Source organism: Shewanella sp. Isolate7 (genome assembly GCF_022398425.1).
In the GTDB taxonomy this organism is placed as follows: domain Bacteria; phylum Pseudomonadota; class Gammaproteobacteria; order Enterobacterales; family Shewanellaceae; genus Shewanella.
Map to the genome: position 1 here is coordinate 1 of NZ_JAKEVJ010000001.1, position 22,477 is coordinate 22,477.

Here is a 22,477-nt window from a genome sequence, read left to right on the forward strand (position 1 = left end):
AATTAATTAGATAAGCTTAAAGCTTTCTCGGCTGAATCTCACCGTCAGACACCTATAACAGCACATGTCAGGCCGGAGATCTTTGAGGCTGGCAACAGATTTGATGGAAAGAAGCAGCAAAGATGTGCGCCGCGTCAAAATCACACAAATTTTTAACAAGGCGTTTAAGGTTTATTAAAGGCTTGGGGAATTATCCTAAAGATCCCGGAAAAATAAAACGAGGCTGTTCACATAATGCTAATGCAAGCGCTTCATCGACTTGGGCTTATTTGCTATGCTTGGGCTATATTTTCGAGCCTGACTCAGTCCCTACCTAATAATTACGAACACAGATAATGAATCCCTGGATCCTGGCGACACGCCCACGTACTCTTCCCGCTGCCATTGGCCCTATCTTGGTCGGCAATGCGCTTGCCCTATCACTGACACAATTTAGCTGGCTAATTGCCGCCACCTCCATGTTGTGCGCACTATTGCTGCAGATCGCCGTTAACCTGGCCAACGACTACTTCGATTTTAAGAGTGGCATCGACACCGAGGAGCGACTCGGCCCGGTTCGCGTCACCCAGAGTGGCCTGCTCGACCCGAGCAAGGTGCGCAACGCCATGATCGCCTGCCTGGTGCTGGCGCTATTGGTGGGTTCCTTACTCATCTATCACGGTGGATGGCCCATCGCCATACTCGCCGCCGCCTCGATTTTGGGTGCCCTTGGCTATAGTGGTGGTCCATACCCGCTGGCCTCTCACGGACTGGGCGAAGTGGCCGCCTTTGTCTTCTTCGGCCTGGTAGCCGTGGTCGGCAGCTACTACCTGCAGGCCCACGACACCAGTGTCGCCGCCTGGATACTAGGCAGCGCCATCGGCCTGTTTAATGCCGCCGTGATGCTGGTTAATAACACCCGCGACATCCCCACCGATGCCAAGGCGGGTAAGCGCACCCTGGCGGTCAAGATAGGTGAAGGCCAAGCCAGAGTCCTGTATCAGGCCTTAGTCTATCTGCCATTTGCCCTGATTATTGGCGGTTTCTTACTGGGGCTACTTCCTGGATTGCCCGTCTTGCTCGGCGGCCTTTCACTCATTCTGGCGCGCAAGCTCAACAGCGAGTTTAGTCAAACGACCGGGGCGGCCCTAAACCCATTACTGGGACGTACCGCCAAGCTGACGGTGATCTTTAGCGCGTTGTTCAGCCTGGGATTGGCCCTGGCCTAAGGCGAAGTGAGTAGCACAATCTAAGCTAAGACAACTATAAAAAATGCCAGTATAAAAAATGCCAGCAATTGCTGGCATTTTTATAGCGAGTCGTCACACATTTTAGAGGCTGTATTCGTTGCCGTCTTTGGAGGTGAACTCTTTGCAGTGTTGATCCACCTGCCCAGTCACTAGGCTGGTCCAGGTGCGCTGGCAAGGGCTCTGCTCACTATTGACGATTGTCATCAGCGCCGCCTCGACCTGTACGTCGTCGATACCGGCCAGATCGTGACGTCCCTGCTCGCCGCGGCGATCCAGTGCAATCTCGATATGGAAACCGTTGTTCTTTAGCACCAATGAGCTTGGCTCACACTTATGGCCCGAGAGCGCCACAAATTGCTTGGGCTGTGCCAGGCCGCTCTGGCTGCCGTCGGCGAAGAAGGCCAGCAGCTGCTTGTAGTAGATCACATAGCTACACACATCCTGGTGAGAGCCCTGACTTAGCGGAAAGTACTCATCTAATATCTGCTTGGCATAGGTCAGGCCGTCTTGCTGTGTCTGAGTTGCCAGTGCGTTGTTTCCGTTAATCTGTGTCATAGGCATTACCTGCTTGATGAAGTTATAGATACTCTGGTCTAGTTGCTGTGTCTGTATATTCATCGCCTCATCCCTCTCGCTTGTGATCGCTATTCTAGTACTCGCTAATTTTGACTTGCTGACGACAATTGCCCTACAGCGTCATGTGGCTCTCATTAGGGATGAATGATTCCCCCGATTGCTTAATTTGTAGTCTAGCGACTTTTTTATTACAATTTCACAATAAAAATTTCACAGTGTGAATTTTACAAAATGAAAACCAATAGCAGCTTGATGAGAAAGTCACATTTTCTGGGTACCAAGATACGCAACCTCAGGAAACGTAATAATCTAACCATGGAAGACCTATCGGCCCGCTGTATCAGGGTGGACGCGGATTCGGCGCCCTCGGTTTCCTACCTCTCCATGATAGAACGCGGCAAGCGGGTGCCCAGTGCAGGCATGCTGGCGGTGATCGCCGCCGTGTTCCAGAAAGAGGTCGATTGGTTTCTCGACGATGCCCCCGAGGAGCAGGCTATTACCCCGGTCAAGGGCTCGCGCGGCGGAATAAGCGGTATGGCGCTGGAGCCAAGCTTTCTGTTTTCCAATGAAATTTTACAAATAGCCATCCCTGAGATGCTGTCCCAGACCGGCATCAGTGGTCGGCAATTCGCCCACCTGCTGATCCGTGCCCATCAGGAGCATCATCAGAATCATTTTCCCGATCTCGAGCGCGCCGCCGAAGAGGTGGGGCTGAAACGCATGCCCCTGAGCCTCGAGGATCTGCTGGCCATCGTCCAACGCCTCGGCCTGGTGGTGAAGTGGTTTACCCGAGCCCCCAAGGCGATCCGCGAGGAGGCTGGTGCAGGGAAACAGCACATCATCACCTCCTACTTTGAGCGTCCCAACAAGATCTGCCTCAACCAGCTGCTTAACCAGCATACCCGGCGTCTCAAGTATGATCTGGCGGTTCACATCGGCCACAACGTGCTGCACAACAAAGATGGTTTGAAGAGCATCATGGTGGCCGGGCGCAGCCACGGCACCAGCCTGGTGGATGAGGCCGATAATCGGTCCCAATCGTCGACCGTGGATGCCCAGGATATCCTCCATGCCTGGCGAGACTTTGAGTCCAGCTTCTTCGCCGGCGCCCTGCTCTGCCCTAAGGTGCCCTTCAGACAGCTACTCGACCGCCACGGCTACGAGATAGACGTAGCCAAGTTGGTGGATGTCTCCCCCTCGGTGGCCATGCGCCGCATGACGGCGGTCTCGCCCTACAGTCACTGGCACTACTTCGACGCCTACTCGCCGGGTAAACTCAAGGCGGTGTACCGCGGTAACGGTATCCCCCTGCCCTGGGGCAACATGCGCCAGGTGGAAGATCCCTGCCAACACTGGGCGGTATTTAGGATGATCAACGCCTCGACCCAGGGCTCTTCGGCGCAGATCTCCATCCTAGATGTGGGTAACGAGCCTAAGATCTACTGCTGCGAATCGATTAGGGTGAAAGATCTGGCGGGTAACCCCCACGTGCTCTGCGCCGGTATCGACCTCAACCCGGCCATCCAGGCCCAGGGCGGTGACGCCAACCAGGTAGCTCAGCAGCTCAAGGAGGTCTGTGTCGACAAGGGGGGCTCAGCGCCGCTGCCGAGCAATATCAAGACAGATATCAAACGCGTCGCCAAGATCCTCAACATCAACTGGGTTGAGCGAGGCATCGACAGCGAGGCCAGGCTCATCTGCGCCCGCGGCGCCAGCTGTCCCCGTAAGCCAAGCTGCTACGAGAGCGGCGGCTGTCAGGGCTAAGGAAGGTGCGAATAAGTCCCGTGCTTGCTCTGCGTGTGCTTAAAGTGGATAGATGCTAGGCACAGTTTGCAGCGAATGGCCCTAGTCCTTCGCAAGAACTGTAACGCAGCAAATACCGCTGTAAGCCTCGCCCTGCGGGGCTTTGATAGCAACACCATTTCGGCGTTATTCAACTTCAGCAGGCCTCGGCATGCTCTCAGTTGAATGCCTTGAACTGTCGCTGCTATCAAAGCCAGAGCTGTGCGACGACTTGTTCGCACCTTCCCTAACCGAATCCAGGGCACACTTTGGAGATAAAAAAACCGCTAACGAGTAGCGGTTTTTTATTGTCAGCAGCAATCAGAGCTTCTCTAGGGTGCGATCGCTCTGGCTCCAGTTGAGGTGATATTTCGCCCCCGCTGGCTTATCGATACGCTCGAAGGTATGGGCACCGAAGAAGTCCCGCTGTCCCTGTAGCAGGTTAGCCGGCAGTGTCTCACTGCGGTAGCTGTCGTAATAGGCCAACGCCGAGCCGATACAAGGCACGGGGACGCCACTCATGATGGCTCTTGCCACCGCGTGGCGCCAATCTTGCTGCTTGGCCGACAGGGCTTGGCTAAAGGTCTCCGCCATCAGGAGATTATCCAGGGGTTGACCCACTAGCTGCGCCTGTTGGTAGGCCTGGGTGATCGATTGTAGGAAGGTCGCGCGAATAATACAGCCGGCGCGCCAGATCTTGGCAATTTCGGCAAAATCAAGCTGCCAGCCACGCTCCTGAGCGTTCATCGCCATCAGCTGAAAACCCTGAGCATAGCAGGCGATCTTTGCACAGTAGAGGGCGTTTTCGAGCTCGTCGATAAAGGCGCCGCGCTCATTCTCGCCGAGTTCAAGCGGCTGCGGGCCTGCGAGCAGCAGACTCAGCTGCTGACGTTGATGTTTCTGGGTGCTGACCGCCCTGGCATAGACGGCTTCGGCGATGGTCGGTGCCGGGCAGCCGATCTGTAGGCTGCTGACCGCGGTCCACAGGCCAGTGCCTTTCTGACCCGCCTTGTCCAAGATCATCTCAACCAGAGGCTTGCCCGTAAGCGGGTCCGCCTGAGAAAGCACCTCGGCGCTGATCTCCATCAGGTAGCTGTTGAGGCTCCCCTGATTCCAGCGGGCGAAGATCTCCCCCACCTCGCCGGCGCTAAGCCCCAAGCCATCGCTGAGCAGCTGATAGGCCTCGCAGATCAGCTGCATGTCGGCGTATTCGATGCCGTTATGCACCATCTTCACGTAGTGACCGGCACCAGCAGGACCTATGTAGGTGGTGCAGGGCTCGCCCTCGGTCACTGGGTTTCCCGGCTCCTGACGCTCTATCGGCAGGCCGGTGTCGGGATCCACCTTGGCGGCTATCGCCTCCCAGATGGGCTTGATACGATCCCAGGCCTTGATGTCGCCGCTTGGCATCAAAGAGGGGCCGAAGCGGGCCCCCATCTCACCACCAGAGATGGCGCAGCTGAAGAAGATAAACTTGTCTTGATATTGGGCTTCACGCTCAACCGTATCTGTCCACAGGCTGTTGCCCGTATCCACCACGATATCATCCTGCTCAATACCGGCCTGCAACAGGGCATTACAGACACCATCCACAGGCGCGCCGGCTGGCACCGACAAGACTAAGACACGCGGCTTTGCGAGACTAGATAACATTTCTGAAAGATTGCTACAGCCTTCGATACGCTGTGTATGATTGGCAGGACGCTCTTTCTGCTCCTGTTCCAGTAAGGCATCTATCTTGGCACTATCGAGATCGAAGGCGGCGACGCGGTAGTCGTTATCGGCAATGTTGAGCGCCAGGTTCTTGCCCATGACGCCTAGGCCTATCACGCCTATGTCGAGGAGGTCTGAGTGATTTTGCATGAGATTTTTCCCCATGGGAAACTGAGATTGTCTACACCTATCTTTTATTATAGTCTGGACTATCTGAGTCAAATCATGAGCTTAAATCACTCTATTGCTTCAACTGCGAGCCACATAGTCGATAGGCACGAAATTGGTCGCGATTATACAAAAACTGGTAAGTTAATTACTAGAAAAACTCGGCGATGACTGACCGCCTGACAGAACAGTGTTTCCTTTTAAGCGCAAAGGGCCACAAAGCCCTTATACATTAAGAGGTTCACTCGCGTAGATTAAGATCTTGGGTCAGGGTCAGACAGATCTGCCGCAGCTGTTCGAGCTCGGCATCCGACACACTCACCTTCTCCAGCAAAGTTTGTTTCAACGCCAGGGCATCTTGCTTAAGCGCCTCGCCGGCGGGCGTCACCTGAATCACCTTCTTGCGCTCGTCCCGACTGTCCACCTGGCGCACCACCAAGCCCTTGGCCTCCAGGCGCTTGACGATAGGGGTTAAGGTGCCCAGATCGAGGCGGGTCGCCTGAGAGAGATCGGTCAGGCTAGCCTTGTCCTTTAACCAGAGTGCCTGCATGGTCAGATACTGCGGATAGGTCAGATCGCACTGCTGCAGCAAGGGACGATAGGCCCGCACCAGGGCATTGGCGGCCGTATATAGGGCGAAACAGACATTATCCGACAGGCATTCTCCCCCCTGTTGACAGCTCTCCCCCTCGATGACATCCGTCGTCACTTGCATCATTTGCGTTTCACTCATCTGCTTACTCTTCATTTTACCGGACACTTTTCAAAGCATTTTCAAGGCGTTGCTCATTCGAGCAATCGGTCGCCTCACTTCAGGTCATCTATCTTAACAGAATTGACGCAGGATACGCTGACATCAAAACCCATTACTTTGCGCACAAAGTATTTGCATTGCGATCAATTTATTTGTAGAGTCTAACACAATTAGTTAGCGCGCAAAGCAAAAGAGGACAACTTAATGCAAGCACAAGAGATAATACTGGCCAGCCGCCCTGAAGGCATGCCGACTCAAGCCAACTTCAGCCTGACACAACTTGAGTTACCGCCGCTCAAGCCTGGCGAGTTTTTAGTCAAGAACCTATGGATGTCGGTCGACCCTTATATGCGCGGCCGCATGATAGACAGAGAGAGTTACATCGCCCCGTTCGCGCTGGGTGAAGCATTGGAAGGTGGCGCCATTGGTGAGGTGATTGAATCGAACCATGAAGGCTTTCCCGTGGGCAGCAAGGTGAGCAGCATGAAAGGCTGGCGCAGCCACTATGTTACAGATGGTACGGATCACACCCTGCTACCGGATACGCCCCTGTCAGAATCTCATTTTCTCGGCGTCCTGGGCATGCCGGGCATGACGGCCTGGACAGGCCTTAATCGCATCGCCCAACTCAAAGCCGGTGAGACCCTGTTTGTCTCGGCGGCCTCGGGCGCGGTGGGCAGCGTCGCCTGTCAGCTAGGGCTTCTGATGGGTGCCAAGGTTGTTGCCTCCGTGGGTTCAGATGAAAAAGCCGAGGCGCTCAAGGCGATGGGAATACAGCAGGTGATCAACTACAAGACGACGCCTAACCTGAGCCAGGCACTTAAAGCCGCCGCCCCTCAAGGGGTCGATGTTTACTTCGAAAACGTAGGCGGCGAGCATCTGGCTGCGGCACTGGATAACATGAACGACCATGGCCGTATCGCCGTATGCGGGATGATTGCCCAGTACAACGACACAGCACCGACGCCTGGCCCAAGCAACCTGGCCTACATCATCATGAAGAAGCTGAGAGTGGAAGGCTTTATCGTGTTCGAGCACTGGCAACACTATGGCGAGTTCGCCCAGCAGATGAGTGAGTGGCTGGCCAGCGGCAAGGTCAAAGCCGAGCAGACCATATATGAAGGACTAGAGAATGCTCCCGCGGCCTTCATCGGCCTGTTCGAAGGCAAGAACCGCGGTAAGATGGTGGTCAAGCTGGCTTAAATATCGCCTAGCCTATCGAAAAAACCGGCTCGCTGAGCCGGTTTTTTTTATAACGGGAAAAGCAGCCCTCGTCTAAGCGAGAGTGATAGCCACTACTTTAATTTCAGCAGCCCTATCAAGACACAGATGGCACCGCCAACCATACCCGCCCACGCCTCTATCGGCGTATCGCCACTGACCGCGCGAGAGATCTGCGAACTGGTGGAGTCGTAGATGTTATATCCCCACCAGGCTAAGGCCACGCCTATGACCAATAGCACTATCCCTAAATACTGACTCTTCATTTTCATAGCCTCTTGAAAATAGTTGACCGCCTCAGCATACGACAGCTCAAAGTGCTATATCAATGGCAACGTTACCGGCCCAATCTCCGGTTCTGCCACCGGCCCAGTCACCGGCTTCGCCACCGGCCGAACAAGCGCATGCACCGGCTCCCAACCCGAGCCCTTGACTTACCTAAGTCTGCCCATGGGCCTAATCACTATATTTATCTCTAACTAATAATTAACACTGTGCGGTTCAAGCTGTGCGGCTAACACTGTGCGACTAATACTGTACGGCTAAAACGCCAGTGTGATGCTCTGTCCCGCCGCTAAGGATTGCCACTGGGTCGAGAGCTGTGTGATGCTCGCTAGCATCTGCTCGAACTCATGCTCACTCACCTGAGGGATAACTAGCCCTCGCTGCTCACAGCTCTGCTCCAGCAAATAACTGAAGGCCTCGAAATTAAGCTCCTGAGACCAGTAGAGCGACTGCAATGACTCCACCATAGACTCCGTCTGCCACACCTGGGTCTTATCGGCTACCTGCCGCGACAGCTGATTATGCTCCAGGGTGAAGCTGATATTCGCCCCGGCCTTTAGCTGACCATAGAAGGCACCAGGGATCGCTAAGGTCTTCTCCACCACCTAGTGGATCATGTCATGGGGCGCTATGCCCTGCTCTGGCATCTGCGTCTCGGTGCGACTGGCATCCTGTCGAATGCAAGTTAGCCTGCCGTAGCGTCCATCTCCCTTGGTAAAAACGACTTGCATAGTTTAACTCCTTCTCCTTAATCCCTTACTCCTTGCTCTGGGCTCTGGGCTCTGGGCTCTGTGCTCTGTGCTCTGGGAACTGAGTTCTGAGCACTGTCCGCTTCAAGCCGAGCCTTTGGCTCCTCACCCACAGAGATGAGCCGACCATCTGGGCCGAATCGGCGCCACACGCCTACCTTCTCGCCATCTTGGTATTGTCCTTCCACTGCAAGCTTGCCACCGCGGTGATACTCGCGGTAGCTGCCATCTAACTGGTTGTCGCGGTAGTTCTTTACTTGCTCTGGGCTGTTATCATCATAGAAGCGTGTCCAGGTCCCCACCTTATTACCCGAGTCATAATATTCGATGCACTCCTTGGCACCATTTTGATAGAACTCGGTCACCTCTCCGTGCAGCTTTCCGGCCTTGAAGTGAGCTATCCCCTTCAAGATATCGGTGTCCTGAAAATAGGAGCGCCACTCGCCCTCTTCCTTATCCTTCACCATAGGGCCCTCGATCACCACCTTGCCGAAGCTATATTGCTGCCACAGGCCGTCACGCAGATCGTCCACATAGTGGATGCGGTTGCGCAGCCTGTCTGGATCCCAATAACTGGTGCTCCAGCCGTTGCGCTTGCCCTGGCGATACTCGATAGACTTAGACAGCAGGCCTCCTTCGAAGCCATAGTGCGCTTCTGTCCTCTCTTTCAGTCCATTGTGATAAGGGATGGTCTTATTCAGGGTGCCATCCTCCAGATAGACCCGGGTCACCCCCTCTAACTGGCCGTCGACATAAGGCTCGACCACTTCGATGGCGCCAGTTTCATAGAAGCTCACCAGCTCGCCATTAAGTTTGCCCTGATGCAGGGTGGCTTGTTGCTTCAGCCACCCCTCGTCGGCGAAATACTTCGCCTTACCGCTATAGGGCTCGGCCTCGTCGCGCAGGTGAAAGCGACCGTTCACCTTCTCTAATGCGTCTAACTCGACATAGTCCTTGGTCAGCTCACTCGCCACCTGGTAGCCCAGACCCACCAGCAAGCGCTTAGGTTTCATCATCCTTTTTCTCCAACTCCCTGACCCCAAAAGTAGTCCTTTTTCCTCTGTCATTTCGCTCTATTAGGCAGGCCGCAGCCATTCATAAAATAAAAGCTATAATTTACAGCTAATTGATCATCAGACAGCCAAGAATGCCGCTATAGTTAATAGATATTGGTCTTTTGGCAAGTACTTTATGGGGAAGCTTATGAATATTAGAGACTTGAGTGTGGTCAAGAAGATATGGGCAAGTTATCTGGCCGTGTTTATCGTCTTCATCCTGGTTGCCATGTTATTGATGTTAAGTCTATCGACATTGAATCAGAACATTCGCACCTTGACCGATAAGAGTCTGCCCTCGGTCGCCATTCTCAAGGGGATCCAGGTGGACATTACCAAGGTCCGCAAAGATGAGTTCTCCCTGCTTCCCAACAGCGACAACCCTAAGATAGGTCAGTGGCTGCAGGATCTGGACAGATGGCGCGCCGATGTTCAGGCGGGCATTTCCGCCTATGAAGCCCTGGAGCTCAACGCCAAAGAAAGGCAATCCTTTAAGGTATTCAAAGACACCTGGAATCAGTACATACAGGAGACCAGCGCCTATAACGGCCTGCTCAATCAGGGAGATGCCGACAAGGCCAATCAGGTGGTGCTGGCGAGTTTCGGCACCTACTCCAAGGCGCTGAGCAGCCTGGACGACACCCTGGGACTCAACGACGAACTGGTCAAGCAAATAGGCATAAATGTGCACGACGAGGCGCTATCGACCCAATACAGCGCCGGCATTGGCGCGCTAGTGATCATCATAGTGATCGCCCTCGCCTCTACCCTGTTATCACGCGCCATCTGCCGTCCCATCGACCGGGCGCTGGCCTTTGCCGCCAATATCGCCAAGGGACAACTCACCAACGCCATCGACGAGGAGGCCCTGACTCAGGATGAGCTAGGCACCCTGCTGCGCGAGCTCGTCACCATGCAGGCAAATCTGCACGCCCTGGTCTCAGAGATCAACGACTCCACCATACAGTTAACCGCCGCCGTCGAAGAGGTGAGCGCCATCTCGGCGCAGAACGCCTCCAGCATGCAGAATCAGCAGCTGGAACTGAGCTCGGTCGCCTCGGCCATGACCCAGATGCAGGCCGCCGTGGGTGAAGTGGCGCAAAACACCGAAAACGGTGCCACCTCGGCCTATTCGGCCACAGAGATCGCCAAACAAGGCACAGAGACGCTTGCGCAGACCATTGCGGTGATCGAGCGTGTCTCCCAGACAATTCAAGAGTCGGACCTGTTGGCTCACGAGTTAGAATCCAGCTCCAACAACATCAACATGGTGGTGGATGTGATCCGTGGCATTGCCGAGCAGACCAACCTGCTGGCCCTCAACGCCGCCATCGAGGCGGCCCGCGCCGGCGAGCAGGGTCGCGGCTTCGCCGTGGTGGCCGACGAGGTGAGATCCCTGGCGCAGCGCACCCAGGACTCTACCGCCCAGATCGTCGACATCGTTAACCAGTTGCAGGAAAACAGCAGCAAGATAGGTCACTCGAGTCAGGAGTGCCAAACCGGCATCGCCCAGTGTGTCGAGCAGGTGAATGCGGCGGGGAGTCAGATAGGCGAGATAGAACATTCGGTGGAAAATATCGCCCAGATGAGCACCCAGATCGCCACAGCCTGCAGCGAGCAAAATGCGGTCTCCGAGGAGCTAAATCGCAGCGTGGATCATATCAATAATGTCTCTACCGAGATGACCGAAGCCTCGTCACAGACCGCCATCGCCTGTCAGGAGATAAGTAATCTGGCCCACAACCTCAAGGCCAGAATAGAGACCTTCAAGCTTTAAGGTGACCAAAAAAACAAAAAGGGCCAGAGGGCCCTTTTTTAATAGCAAGCAAAAGCGATACTAGACGTGGGCGTCGGCATACCCCATGCGGGTCAGGGCGTTACGCACCAGCTCGAGGGTGTAAGGATCTTCGATCGTCGCCGGCATCTTGAAGCTCTGGTTATCGGCAATCTTACGCATGGTGCCGCGCAAGATCTTACCCGAGCGCGTCTTAGGCAACTTAGGCACGGCGCTCACCAGCTTAAAGGCCGCCACTGGGCCAATCTGCTCACGCACCAGGGCGATAAGCTCCTTGTAGAGCTGCTCGTCGCTGAGATCGCAACCTTTCTTGAGCACCACCAGACCCAGCGGCACCTGCCCCTTGAGCTTATCGTCGACACCAATCACCGCCGCCTCGGCCACCGCCTCATGCTGACACAGCACCTCTTCGAAGCGTCCGGTCGATAAACGGTGACCGGCCACATTAATGATGTCATCGATGCGGCTCATGATATAAAGATAACCCTCTTCATCCATGTAGCCGGCATCGCCTGTGAGGTAATAACCCGGATACATGGAGAGGTAGCTCTCTTTATAACGCCCCTCGTTCTGCCACAGGGTCGCGAGCGTGCCGGGCGGCAGTGGCAGCTTGATCACCACGTTACCCGACTGATCCGGCGCGACACTATCGCCCATCTCATCGAGTACCTGCACGTCATAGCCGGGTACCGCCTTGGCAGGCGAGCCCGCCTTGACCGGCACGGGCGCCGTGCCCATCAGGTTAGCGGCCACCGGCCAGCCGGTTTCTGTCTGCCACCAGTGGTCGATCACCGGCTTATTCAGCTGCTGTTCGGCCCAGTGCAGGGTATCGGGATCGCAGCGCTCACCGGCGAGAAACAAGGTGCCCAGACAGCTAAGATCCACATCCTTCAGGTAGCCACCTTCGGGATCGTCACGTTTGATGGCGCGGATCGCCGTCGGCGCGGTGAAGAAGCTCTTCACCCCATATTTGGCTATGGTACGCCAGAAGATGCCGGGATCTGGCGTGCCCACCGGCTTGCCCTCGAACAGCACAGTTGTTGCACCCACCAATAAGGGGCCGTAGACGATGTAGGAGTGACCAACCACCCAGCCCACATCCGAGGCGGCCCAGAACACGTCGCCGACATCGATATCATAGATATGCTTCATCGACCAGGCGAGGGCCACGGCGTGGCCGCCGTTGTCGCGCACCACGCCTTTGGGCTGACCCGTGGTACCCGAGGTATAGAGAATATAGAGAGGATCGGTCGCCTCGACCTTCTGGCAATCGATATTCGGCGCATCGGCCATCGCGCTCTGCCAGTCGACGTCGCGGCCATCGAGCAGCTCGGCCTGCAGCTGAGGACGGTTGAGGATCACGCACTGATCCACCTTGTGAGCGGCCTGCTCGAGCGCATCATCCAGCAGCGGCTTGTAGGCCACCACGCCAGAGGGCTCTACGCCGCAGGAGGCGGAGAGGATCATCTTAGGCTTGGCATCGTCGATGCGGGTCGTCAGTTCGTTGGCGGCAAAGCCACCGAACACCACGGAGTGAATCGCCCCCAGACGCGCACAGGCCAGCATGGCATAGGCGGTCTCTGGCACCATAGGCATATAGATAATCACCCTATCGCCTTTTACCACCCCCTGGCTGGCCATGTAGCCCGCCAGTCGGCTCACCTGGGCCTGCAGCTCGTTGTAGGTGATCCCATATTCGGTGCCCGTTATCGGGCTCACATATTGAATCGCCACCTGATCGCCGCGCCCCGCTTCGACATGTCTGTCAACCGCGTTGTAACAGGTATTGAGCTGACCGCCGCTGAACCAGCGATACATAGGTGCCTGACTGTCATCGAGTACCCGCTCAAACGGCTTGTCCCAGGTTAAGGCCCCGGCGGCCTCGCCCCAGAAGGCATTGGGATTATCGATAGATTCCTGGTGTAACTGATTATGCAAATCCTTCATGTGATCTTCTCCGAATGACATGCGCCCGCCACTCACGGTCGACATATCGGCTTCCCCTTCCAAACGATTTGGCTTATGCGCCATAGATCACATTATGGAGGCAAGTGACACTTTTCCCATTAGACCTTTGCCTAAGGAAGGTGCGAACAAGTCCCCTGTGTGCTCTGCGTCGCCTTACAGGCCTGAATGCAAGGCGTGGTTCGCGGCAAATGGCCTAAGTCCTTTGCAAGAAGCACAACACAGCAGTCTGGCCTGTAAACTACGCCCTTCGGGGCTTTCACAGCAACTGGCTCTCTGCGTTATCTGACTTTGCCAGGCCCCGGCATGCCTTCAGTCAGACGCCTTGAACGCCAATCGCTGTGAAAGCCAGAGTGCCACGAGGACTTATTCGCAACTTCCCTTACCTCACCCCAACCCAGGGCTGGTGGTTACTTAACCACTTGTTGCTGAGATTTTTACAGCCAAACACACCGATCAGACCACCTAAAATCTTTACCTTTACGTAAACTTCATATATCGTGCTAGAAAAGTTAATCAATATGGTATTTTTTCGATGAGCGACAAACACAGTCCACAGACCACCTACTCCATCAGCGACCTGTCTAAGGAGTTCGATATTACCACACGTAGTATCCGCTTCTACGAAGATCAGGGGCTGCTCAAACCCAAGCGCCGTGGGCAAACCCGCATCTATGGCCTGAAAGATCGCGTGCGCCTCAAGCTGATCTTACGGGGTAAGCGTCTGGGCTTCTCGCTCGCCGAAACCCGCCGCTTATTTGAGCTCTACGATGCCGACAAGAACAGCAGCACTCAGCTACATACCATGCTGGAGTTGGTGGAAGAGAAAAAATCGGCCCTGCAGCAGCAGATGGACGACATCAAGGTGGTCTTGATGGAGCTAAACTCTGCCGAGCAGCAGTGCCGCGCCGCACTGGAGCAGCAACAGAGCACCTAGGGCACAGCAAGCACCATATCGAATTAACACAGCAACAAATTAGACACAAGCCAGGCTAGGAAGCCTGACTAAAAAAAATTATAAAAGCATAAGACCTGTAGGATAAAACCATGACTCAACTCTACTCTTCTCTCAACTTCGGCCTCGGTGAGGATGTCGACATGCTGCGTGATGCAGTGCGTAGCTTCGCCGCCAATGAAATCGCTCCTATCGCCGCCAAGGTGGATCAGGAAAACGCCTTCCCTAACGAGCTATGGCCCGTACTGGGCGAAATGGGTCTACTTGGGGTCACCGTCCCCGAAGAGTTTGGCGGCGCCGACATGGGCTACCTGGCCCACGTAGTCGCCATGGAGGAGATCTCTCGCGCATCGGCCTCTATCGGCCTGAGTTATGGTGCCCACTCAAACCTGTGTGTTAACCAAATCAATCGTAACGGTAATAGCGAACAGAAGGCCAAGTACCTGCCTAAGCTGGTGAGCGGCGAGCATATCGGCGCCCTGGCGATGAGTGAGCCTAACGCGGGTTCGGACGTTGTCTCCATGAAGCTGAGCGCCCGCAAAGAGGGTGACCGTTATATCCTCAACGGCAACAAGATGTGGATCACCAACGGCCCGGACGCCGACACCTATGTGATCTACGCCAAGACAGACATGGACAAGGGTCCACACGGCATCACCGCCTTCATCGTCGAGCGCGGTTTCAAGGGCTTCAGCCAGGCACAGAAGCTGGATAAGCTGGGCATGCGCGGCTCTAACACCTGTGAGCTGGTGTTCGAAGACTGCGAGGTGCCAGAAGAGAACATCCTCGGCGGCCTCAACAACGGCGTTAAGGTATTGATGAGCGGCCTAGATTACGAGCGCGTGGTGCTCTCTGGCGGCCCGCTGGGGATCATGACCGCCTGTATGGATATCGTGGTGCCTTACATTCACGAGCGTGAACAGTTTGGCAAGTCTATCGGTCAGTTCCAGCTGGTACAGGGCAAGCTTGCCGACATGTATACCGGCATGAACGCCGCCAAGTCTTACGTCTATAACGTGGCCAAGTCATGCGATCGCGGCGAGACCACACGTAAAGACGCCGCCGGCGCCATCCTCTACAGCGCCGAGCTAGCCACTAAGATGGCGCTGGATGCCATCCAGCTGCTGGGCGGCAACGGCTATGTTAACGAATACGCCACCGGACGCCTGCTGCGCGATGCCAAGCTCTACGAGATTGGCGCCGGCACCTCAGAGATCCGTCGCATGCTGATCGGCCGCGAGCTGTTCAACGAGTCGAAATAGTCGAATGCGTAAAACGGGCCGGAGCCAATCCGGCCCAGGGCGGGCAATCGCCGCTTCCCGTTCAACACAGTCTTAAAAGGAACCAAGCCGTGACGCAACTGAGCAGTCAAATCAATCCCCGCAGCGACGAGTTTAAGGCCAAGCACCAGCAGATGAGCCAGGTGGTCGCCGATCTCAAATTAAAACTGTCTGAAATCGAACAGGGCGGCGGCCCCGTCGCCATGGAGCGCCACCTCTCCCGTGGCAAGCTGTCGCCACGTCAGCGTGTCGAAAAGCTACTGGATCCCGGCTCGCCGTTTCTGGAAATTGCCCAATTTGCCGCCTACCAGGTCTATGACGACGTAGTCCCCGCTGCGGGCATCATCGCCGGTATCGGCCGCGTCAGCGGCGTCGAGTGCATGATCATCGCCAACGACGCCACGGTAAAGGGCGGCACCTATTACCCGCTGACGGTGAAGAAACACCTTAGGGCCCAGGAGATCGCCGAGCGCTGTCACCTGCCCTGCATCTATCTGGTGGACTCGGGCGGGGCTAACCTGCCGCGCCAGGATGAGGTCTTCCCCGACAGAGACCATTTCGGTCGCATCTTCTATAACCAGGCCAAGATGTCTTCAAAGGGCATCCCACAGATAGCTGTGGTGATGGGCCTGTGTACTGCGGGCGGCGCCTATGTACCCGCCATGGCCGATGAATCGATCATCGTCAAGGAACAAGGCACCATCTTCCTCGCCGGCCCACCATTGGTGAAAGCCGCCACGGGCGAAGAGGTCTCGGCCGAAGAGCTGGGCGGCGCCGAGGTGCACACCAAGATCTCTGGCGTGGCCGACCATATGGCTCAAAACGATGAACACGCGCTGGAATTGGCACGTAAGTCGGTCACTCGCCTCAACCATAACAAGCAGATCGCCAGCCTGCTGAGCCCGGCGAAACCGCCTAAGTTCGATATCAACGAGCTCTACGGCATCGTAGGTACCGACCTTAAGAAGCCATTCGATGTCAAAGAAGTGATCGCTCGTATCGTCGATGACTCAGACTTCGACGAATTTAAGGCCAACTATGGTGCCACCCTGGTATGTGGCTTCGCCCGCATCCACGGCTACCCAGTTGGCATCGTCGCCAACAACGGCATCCTCTTCTCCGAGTCGGCGCAGAAAGGCGCCCACTTCATCGAGCTCTGCTGCCAGCGCAAGATCCCGCTGCTGTTTTTGCAAAACATTACCGGCTTCATGGTGGGTAAAAAGTATGAGCACGAAGGGATCGCCAAGCATGGCGCCAAGATGGTGACCGCCGTCTCCTGTGCCACTGTGCCTAAATTCACCGTCATCATAGGCGGCTCTTACGGCGCCGGTAACTACGGCATGTGTGGCCGAGCCTTCGAACCCACCATGATGTGGATGTGGCCTAACGCCCGCATCTCTGTGATGGGCGGCGAACAGGCAGCCGGCGTACTGGCAACCGTGCGCCGCGACGGCTTGGCCCGCAAAGGGGTGGAATGGCCCGCCGAAGAGGAAGCCGCCTTCCGCGCCCCTATCGTGGCTCAGTATGACAAGGAGGGACATCCTTATCATGCCAGCGCGCGTCTATGGGACGATGGCATTATCGATCCGGCCCAGACCCGCGACGTAGTCGGCCTGGCCCTCTCTGCGGCGCTCAATGCGCCAATTGAAGAGACTAAGTTTGGCGTGTTCCGCATGTAATGCGCCGCTCAGTCAGCAATCGATAACGCAGAGGCAAGGAAGGAAACCCATGACAAGCCAAACAATTGCACAAGAATTTGAATACTTAAGCTGCTCCCTAAACGATGGAGTCGGCGAGATGGTGCTTGACCGCGCCGACAAACACAACGCCTTCGACGAGGTGATGATAAGTGAGATGATCGCCGCGCTCGACCTATTCGCAAGCGACGACAGCTGTCAGCTGCTGGTGCTTAAGGCCAACGGGCGTAACTTCAGCGCCGGCGCGGATCTCAACTGGATGCGCAAGCAGGCCAAGATGGACTTCGAGCAAAACCTGAATGACGCCAACGAGCTGGCGACCCTGATGCACAAGCTCGACAAGTTCCCCAAGCCGACGCTGGCATTGGTACAAGGAGCGGCCTTCGGCGGCGCCCTGGGGCTTATCTGCGCCAGCGACATCGCCATCGCCGATAGCCGCGCCAGCTTCTGCCTCAGTGAGGTCAAGCTCGGGCTGATCCCCGCGGTGATCAGCCCCTATGTGGTACGCGCCATGGGCCAGCGCGCCTCGCGCCGCTACATGCTGACCGCAGAGCGCTTCGACGCCCAAACGGCGCTCAAGCTCAATGTGATCCATGAGATTAACGATGAACTCGATAGCGCCAGCGCGCCCATCATCAAGGCGCTCAAGGGCAACAGCCCTCAGGGCATGGCCTGGGTCAAGACCCTGCTGTCACGCCTGGAAGATGGTGTGATTGACCAGGAGGCACTGGCCTACACCAGCGAGCGCATCGCCCGCATCCGCGTCTCAGACGAGGGCCAGGAGGGGCTTAACGCCTTCTTCGAGAAGAGAAGCCCAAGGTGGAACGCCTAATGAACACAGAGATCATCTTAGACCCTATTGCCCTACCAGTTCGGGGAGCTCGCTAACATGTTTACCAAATTACTGATCGCCAACCGCGGCGAAATCGCCTGCAGAATCATCAAGACCGCACAGGTCATGGGCATCAAAACTGTCGCCCTCTATTCGGACGCCGACAAGGACGCCCGCCATGTGGCCATGGCCGACGAGTCCTTCTACCTGGGCGGCAGCGCCCCGAGCGAGTCTTACCTCAAGGGCGAATTGATCCTTGAGATCGCCAAGCGCAGCGGCGCCCAGGCGATCCACCCTGGCTACGGCTTCCTGTCGGAAAATGCCGACTTCGCCCGTCAGTGTGAACAGGCGGGTATCGCCTTCGTCGGCCCAAGCGCCGATGCCATCGACGCCATGGGCAGCAAGAGCGCCGCCAAGATCATCATGGAGAAGGCCAATGTGCCCCTGGTACCCGGCTATCACGGCGATGACCAGAGCGACGAGGTGCTGCTCAAGGCCTCGAAAGAGATAGGCTTCCCTCAGCTGATCAAAGCTGCCTACGGCGGTGGTGGTAAGGGGATGCGTATCGTCGAGTCGGAAGCCGAAGCCCTAGACGCCATCAACTCGGCGCGCCGCGAGGCGGCCTCATCTTTTGGCAACGACAAGCTGCTGATCGAGCGCTACCTGAGACAGCCCCGTCACGTCGAGGTGCAGGTATTTGCCGATACCCAGGGCAACTGCATCTATCTGTCGGATCGCGACTGCTCGATTCAGCGTCGTCACCAGAAGGTGGTCGAAGAGGCACCGGCGCCGGGTCTGTCCGACAGCCTGCGCCGCGCCATGGGTGAAGCCGCCGTCGCCGCCGCCAAGGCAATCGACTATGTGGGCGCGGGTACCGTGGAGTTTCTGCTCGACACCCATGCCAGCGACGAGACCGACTGCTTCTACTTCATGGAGATGAACACGCGTCTGCAGGTAGAGCACCCCGTCACCGAGATGGTGACCGGCCAAGACTTGGTTAAATGGCAGCTGATGGTCGCCGGCGGCAGCGAGCTGCCACTGCGCCAGGAAGATGTGCGCATTCACGGCCACTCCTTCGAGGTGCGTATCTACGCCGAAGATCCGCAAAACGAATTTCTGCCCGCCAGCGGCAAGCTCAACTTCCTGCGCGAACCCGAACAGAACCGTTATGTGCGCATCGATTCAGGCATCCGCGAAAACGATGTGATCAGCAACTTCTACGACCCTATGATCGCCAAGCTGATCGTCTGGGACGAGTCGCGTCCCCGCGCCCTGCAGCGCCTGGTGCACGCCCTAGAGTCTTATCAGATCAGCGGCCTGAAACACAACATAGAGTTCCTGGCCAACATCGCCGAACATCAGGCCTTCGCCCAGGCCGATTTCAGCACAGACTTTATCGAGCGTTATGGCGACACCCTAATTGGTGCCAACCTAGATGGCGACAACTCCAGCGAGCAAAATGGCGCCCTGGCCTTCGCCGCGCTCTATCATCTGTGTGCCCAGAAGGAGCAGGCCAAGCTCACCGCGACCAACAGCCACGACCCTTACTCGCCTTGGGGCCAGGTCAGCGGCTTCAGACTCAACCGCAGCGGCGTACATCAGCTCTCTCTGCTGGATGACCAGCATGAGATCCAACACCTGACCCTGAGCCAAGTGGGCGATTGCTATTACTTAAGCCTCAACGAGCAGCAACTGACCCTGAGCGGTGAGCTAAAGCAAGATCTGCTGCACGCCGAGATCAATGGCCACAAGAGCAAGATCCCCGTCAGCCGTGAAGGCGACAACTTCACCCTCTTCCTGCCAAGCGGCAGCTATCACTTCCGCGCCCTGCAGACAGAGGTAGTGGAAGATCAGGCCAGCAGCGAAGATAAGCTCAAGGCGCCGATGAACGGCACCATAGTGACTCACCTGGTCGAGGTGGGCGATGAGGTCGAGGCGGGACAGGGGCTGATGGTGATGGAAGCGATGAAGATGGAATACACCATCGAAGCACCGTTTGATGGCAAGGTTGCCGCCTTCTTCTTCCAGCCGGGTGAGCTGGTGAGCGACGGCGCCCTGCTGCTGAACGTTACCCCTAACGAGGACGCCTAACCATGAGCAAGACTTATCCAAGCCGGGTCAGCATCTTCGAGGTCGGCGCCCGCGACGGCCTGCAGAACGAGAAGGCGGTCACCACCGCCGATAAGCTGACCCTGATCGACCAGCTCGGCGAGGCGGGCCTGACCCGCATCGAGGCCGGAAGCTTCGTCTCCCCAAAGTGGGTGCCGCAGATGGCCGACTCGGGCGAGATCTTCCGCCAGCTGAGCAAACGCCCGGGCGTGATCTACAGCGCATTGACACCGAATCTCAAGGGACTGGAACTTGCCCTTGACGCCGGCGCGGACGAGGTAGCCATCTTCGGCGCCGCCTCGCAGAGCTTTAGCCAGCGCAACATCAACTGCTCTATCGAGGAGTCGATCGAACGCTTCATCCCTGTGATGGAGGCGGCTCAGGCGAAACAGATCCCCGTACGCGGCTATGTCTCTTGTGTGCTGGGCTGTCCCTACGAGGGCGAGATCAAGGTCGAGGAAGTGGCTCGCGTGGCAGATATCCTTTACAAAATGGGCTGCTACGAGATCTCACTGGGTGACACCATAGGCGTTGGCACCCCCTTAAATGCCCGTAGAATGGTGGAAGCCGTGGCGCAAAAGGTGCCAGTGGAGAAACTGGCGCTACACTTTCATGACACCTATGGTCAGGCGCTCGCCAATATTCTTGCCTGTCTGGAAACCGGCGTCAGCGTCATCGACAGCTCGGTGGCCGGCCTGGGTGGCTGCCCCTACGCCAAGGGGGCCTCGGGCAACCTGGCCACCGAAGACCTGGTCTACATGCTCCACGGCATGGGGATAGAGACAGGCATAGATCTCGACGCCCTGATCAAGGCGGGTAACATCATCAGCCAGGCGCTGGGCAGAGTCAGCGGTGCCAAGGTTGCACGCGCGCTAACAGAATAACAGGGGCTGGGCTCAGGCCCGGCTCACGCTCAAAGGAGATAATGATAATGGCAGGACTCAATAAGCTGGTCGGCAGCTATGAAGAAGCATTGGAAGGTCTGACTGACAACATGACCGTCATGGTCGGCGGTTTCGGCCTCTGCGGCATCCCAGAAGGCTTAATTGCCCAGATGGTTAAGAGTGGTGCCAAGGGACTCACCGCCATCTCGAACAACGCCGGGGTCGACGATTTTGGCCTGGGGCTGCTGCTCAAGAGCCGTCAGATCAGCACCATGATCGCCTCTTATGTGGGCGAGAATGCCACCTTCGAGCAGCAGATGCTCTCGGGTGAGCTCAACGTGATCCTCACCCCTCAAGGCACGCTGGCCGAGAAGATCCGCGCCGGCGGCGCCGGTATCCCCGCCTTCTTCACCGCAACCGGTTACGGTACCCCGGTAGCCGAAGGCAAGGAGACACGTGAGATCGATGGTCGTCACTATGTGCTAGAGCCCGCGCTGACCGCAGACTTCGCCCTGGTTCGCGCCTGGAAGGCCGATACCATGGGCAACCTGGTTTTCCGTAAGACGGCCGCCAACTTCAACCCTATGATGGCCACGGCCGGTAAGATCACTGTGGTAGAAGCCGAGCATATCGTCGAGCCGGGCGAGCTAGACCCAGACCATATCCATACCCCAGGCATCTATGTGGATCGCCTGATCCAAGGTACGTTCGAGAAGCGTATCGAGCAGCGCACCGTCAAGAGCAAATAGGGAGGAGACACCATGGCTTTATCGAGAGAACAACTGGCACAGCGTGTTTCCCAGGAGCTACAGGATGGTTTTTATGTCAACCTAGGCATAGGCATCCCCACCCTGGTGGCCAACTATATTCCCGAAGGCATGCAGGTGATGCTGCAGTCTGAAAACGGCCTGCTGGGCATGGGCGAGTTCCCCACAGAAGAGACCATAGACGCGGATCTCATCAACGCGGGTAAGCAGACGGTCACCGCAGTGCCAGGCGCCTCTTTCTTCTCCTCGGCCGAGAGCTTCGCCATGATCCGTGGTGGTCATGTGGATCTCACCGTGCTGGGCGCTTTCGAGGTCGATGTAGAGGGCTCTATCGCCTCCTGGATGATCCCAGGCAAGCTGATCAAAGGCATGGGCGGCGCCATGGATCTGGTGGCCGGTGCCGACAATATTATCGTCACCATGATGCACGCCGATAAACACGGCAACTCTAAGCTGCTGCCTAAGTGTGAGCTGCCACTCACCGGCTATGGCTGCATCAAGCGCGTACTGACCGACCTTGCCTTCCTGGAGATCAAAGACGGCGCCTTCCACCTGCTGGAGCGCGCACCAGGCGTGAGCGTCGAGGAGATCATCGAGAAGACGGCCGGCAAGCTGGTCGTGCCCGAGCATGTTCCCGAGATGCAGTTCTAATTGCACTCGC

The 22,477-nt window shown here is 56.7% G+C and carries 20 protein-coding genes; 12 read left to right on the top strand and 8 right to left on the bottom strand.

Annotation, left to right across the window (positions count from 1 at the left end):
- The first annotated feature begins 335 nt into the window (after positions 1–335).
- Positions 336–1,208, top strand: a complete 873-nt coding sequence (locus L1D47_RS00005; RefSeq protein ID WP_041509341.1) for a 1,4-dihydroxy-2-naphthoate polyprenyltransferase — start codon at positions 336–338, stop codon at positions 1,206–1,208.
- 102 nt (positions 1,209–1,310) lie between these two features.
- Here L1D47_RS00005 and L1D47_RS00010 read toward each other — a convergent pair whose 3' ends face one another.
- Positions 1,311–1,847, bottom strand: a complete 537-nt coding sequence (locus L1D47_RS00010; RefSeq protein WP_239882067.1) for a malate synthase — start codon at positions 1,845–1,847, stop codon at positions 1,311–1,313.
- 189 nt (positions 1,848–2,036) lie between these two features.
- Between L1D47_RS00010 and L1D47_RS00015 the strand changes: the two genes are divergently transcribed.
- Positions 2,037–3,569, top strand: a complete 1,533-nt coding sequence (locus L1D47_RS00015; protein WP_239882068.1) for a DUF3612 domain-containing protein — start codon at positions 2,037–2,039, stop codon at positions 3,567–3,569.
- A gap of 339 nt (positions 3,570–3,908) precedes the next feature.
- Here L1D47_RS00015 and gndA read toward each other — a convergent pair whose 3' ends face one another.
- Together gndA and L1D47_RS00025 are read right to left on the bottom strand one after the other, a co-directional pair.
- Positions 3,909–5,450, bottom strand: a complete 1,542-nt coding sequence (gene gndA, locus L1D47_RS00020; protein WP_239882069.1) for an NADP-dependent phosphogluconate dehydrogenase — start codon at positions 5,448–5,450, stop codon at positions 3,909–3,911.
- Positions 5,451–5,709: 259 nt separating this feature from the next.
- A complete protein-coding gene (locus L1D47_RS00025; protein WP_239882155.1) occupies positions 5,710–6,183 on the bottom strand; it encodes a MarR family transcriptional regulator in 474 nt (157 codons plus the stop codon).
- 243 nt (positions 6,184–6,426) lie between these two features.
- Between L1D47_RS00025 and L1D47_RS00030 the strand changes: the two genes are divergently transcribed.
- Positions 6,427–7,425 (top strand): NADP-dependent oxidoreductase, encoded by a 999-nt coding sequence (locus tag L1D47_RS00030; RefSeq protein WP_239882070.1) that lies wholly within the window; start codon positions 6,427–6,429, stop codon positions 7,423–7,425.
- A 92-nt stretch (positions 7,426–7,517) separates the two neighbouring features.
- On the opposite strand, the gene L1D47_RS00035 is transcribed toward L1D47_RS00030, so the two are convergent.
- The 4 genes from L1D47_RS00035 to L1D47_RS00045 all read right to left on the bottom strand — a co-directional run bounded on the left by L1D47_RS00035 (position 7,518) and on the right by L1D47_RS00045 (position 9,493).
- Positions 7,518–7,709: a DUF3185 family protein gene (locus L1D47_RS00035; protein WP_041509336.1), complete on the bottom strand. Its 192-nt coding sequence runs from the start codon at positions 7,707–7,709 to the stop codon at positions 7,518–7,520.
- Positions 7,710–7,985: 276 nt separating this feature from the next.
- Complete coding sequence (locus L1D47_RS00040) at positions 7,986–8,330, bottom strand: cytoplasmic protein (protein ID WP_239882071.1); 345 nt, start codon at positions 8,328–8,330, stop codon at positions 7,986–7,988.
- A 3-nt stretch (positions 8,331–8,333) separates the two neighbouring features.
- On the bottom strand, positions 8,334–8,459 hold the full coding sequence (locus L1D47_RS21135) for a hypothetical protein (protein WP_275661339.1): 126 nt from the start codon (positions 8,457–8,459) through the stop codon (positions 8,334–8,336).
- A 17-nt stretch (positions 8,460–8,476) separates the two neighbouring features.
- Positions 8,477–9,493, bottom strand: a complete 1,017-nt coding sequence (locus L1D47_RS00045; RefSeq protein ID WP_239882072.1) for a toxin-antitoxin system YwqK family antitoxin — start codon at positions 9,491–9,493, stop codon at positions 8,477–8,479.
- Positions 9,494–9,680: 187 nt separating this feature from the next.
- On the opposite strand from L1D47_RS00045, the gene L1D47_RS00050 reads away from it, so the two are divergent.
- The gene (locus L1D47_RS00050; protein ID WP_239882073.1) at positions 9,681–11,309 is read left to right on the top strand and encodes a methyl-accepting chemotaxis protein; all 1,629 of its coding nucleotides are present in this window, start codon (positions 9,681–9,683) and stop codon (positions 11,307–11,309) included.
- 60 nt (positions 11,310–11,369) lie between these two features.
- Here the strand turns inward: L1D47_RS00050 and L1D47_RS00055 are convergent, their stop codons facing one another.
- The gene (locus tag L1D47_RS00055) at positions 11,370–13,274 is read right to left on the bottom strand and encodes a propionyl-CoA synthetase (protein ID WP_239882074.1); all 1,905 of its coding nucleotides are present in this window, start codon (positions 13,272–13,274) and stop codon (positions 11,370–11,372) included.
- Between the two features lie 553 nt (positions 13,275–13,827).
- On the opposite strand from L1D47_RS00055, the gene L1D47_RS00060 reads away from it, so the two are divergent.
- The 8 genes from L1D47_RS00060 to L1D47_RS00095 all read left to right on the top strand — a co-directional run bounded on the left by L1D47_RS00060 (position 13,828) and on the right by L1D47_RS00095 (position 22,467).
- Positions 13,828–14,229 carry a MerR family DNA-binding transcriptional regulator gene (locus L1D47_RS00060; protein ID WP_041509332.1) on the top strand — a complete coding sequence of 134 codons (402 nt, stop codon included), beginning with the start codon at positions 13,828–13,830 and terminating at the stop codon, positions 14,227–14,229.
- A gap of 110 nt (positions 14,230–14,339) precedes the next feature.
- Positions 14,340–15,509, top strand: coding sequence for an isovaleryl-CoA dehydrogenase (locus L1D47_RS00065; RefSeq protein ID WP_239882075.1), 1,170 nt, complete (start codon positions 14,340–14,342; stop codon positions 15,507–15,509).
- An 89-nt stretch (positions 15,510–15,598) separates the two neighbouring features.
- Positions 15,599–17,206 carry a carboxyl transferase domain-containing protein gene (locus L1D47_RS00070; RefSeq protein WP_041509330.1) on the top strand — a complete coding sequence of 536 codons (1,608 nt, stop codon included), beginning with the start codon at positions 15,599–15,601 and terminating at the stop codon, positions 17,204–17,206.
- A 49-nt stretch (positions 17,207–17,255) separates the two neighbouring features.
- Positions 17,256–18,056, top strand: coding sequence for an enoyl-CoA hydratase-related protein (locus tag L1D47_RS00075; RefSeq protein ID WP_239882076.1), 801 nt, complete (start codon positions 17,256–17,258; stop codon positions 18,054–18,056).
- Positions 18,057–18,113: 57 nt separating this feature from the next.
- Positions 18,114–20,147: an acetyl/propionyl/methylcrotonyl-CoA carboxylase subunit alpha gene (locus tag L1D47_RS00080; RefSeq protein ID WP_239882077.1), complete on the top strand. Its 2,034-nt coding sequence runs from the start codon at positions 18,114–18,116 to the stop codon at positions 20,145–20,147.
- A 2-nt stretch (positions 20,148–20,149) separates the two neighbouring features.
- On the top strand, positions 20,150–21,049 hold the full coding sequence (locus tag L1D47_RS00085; RefSeq protein ID WP_239882078.1) for a hydroxymethylglutaryl-CoA lyase: 900 nt from the start codon (positions 20,150–20,152) through the stop codon (positions 21,047–21,049).
- A gap of 47 nt (positions 21,050–21,096) precedes the next feature.
- Complete coding sequence (locus L1D47_RS00090; protein ID WP_033537610.1) at positions 21,097–21,798, top strand: CoA transferase subunit A; 702 nt, start codon at positions 21,097–21,099, stop codon at positions 21,796–21,798.
- A 12-nt stretch (positions 21,799–21,810) separates the two neighbouring features.
- Positions 21,811–22,467 carry a 3-oxoacid CoA-transferase subunit B gene (locus L1D47_RS00095; protein WP_041509327.1) on the top strand — a complete coding sequence of 219 codons (657 nt, stop codon included), beginning with the start codon at positions 21,811–21,813 and terminating at the stop codon, positions 22,465–22,467.
- Positions 22,468–22,477: the final 10 nt, after the last annotated feature.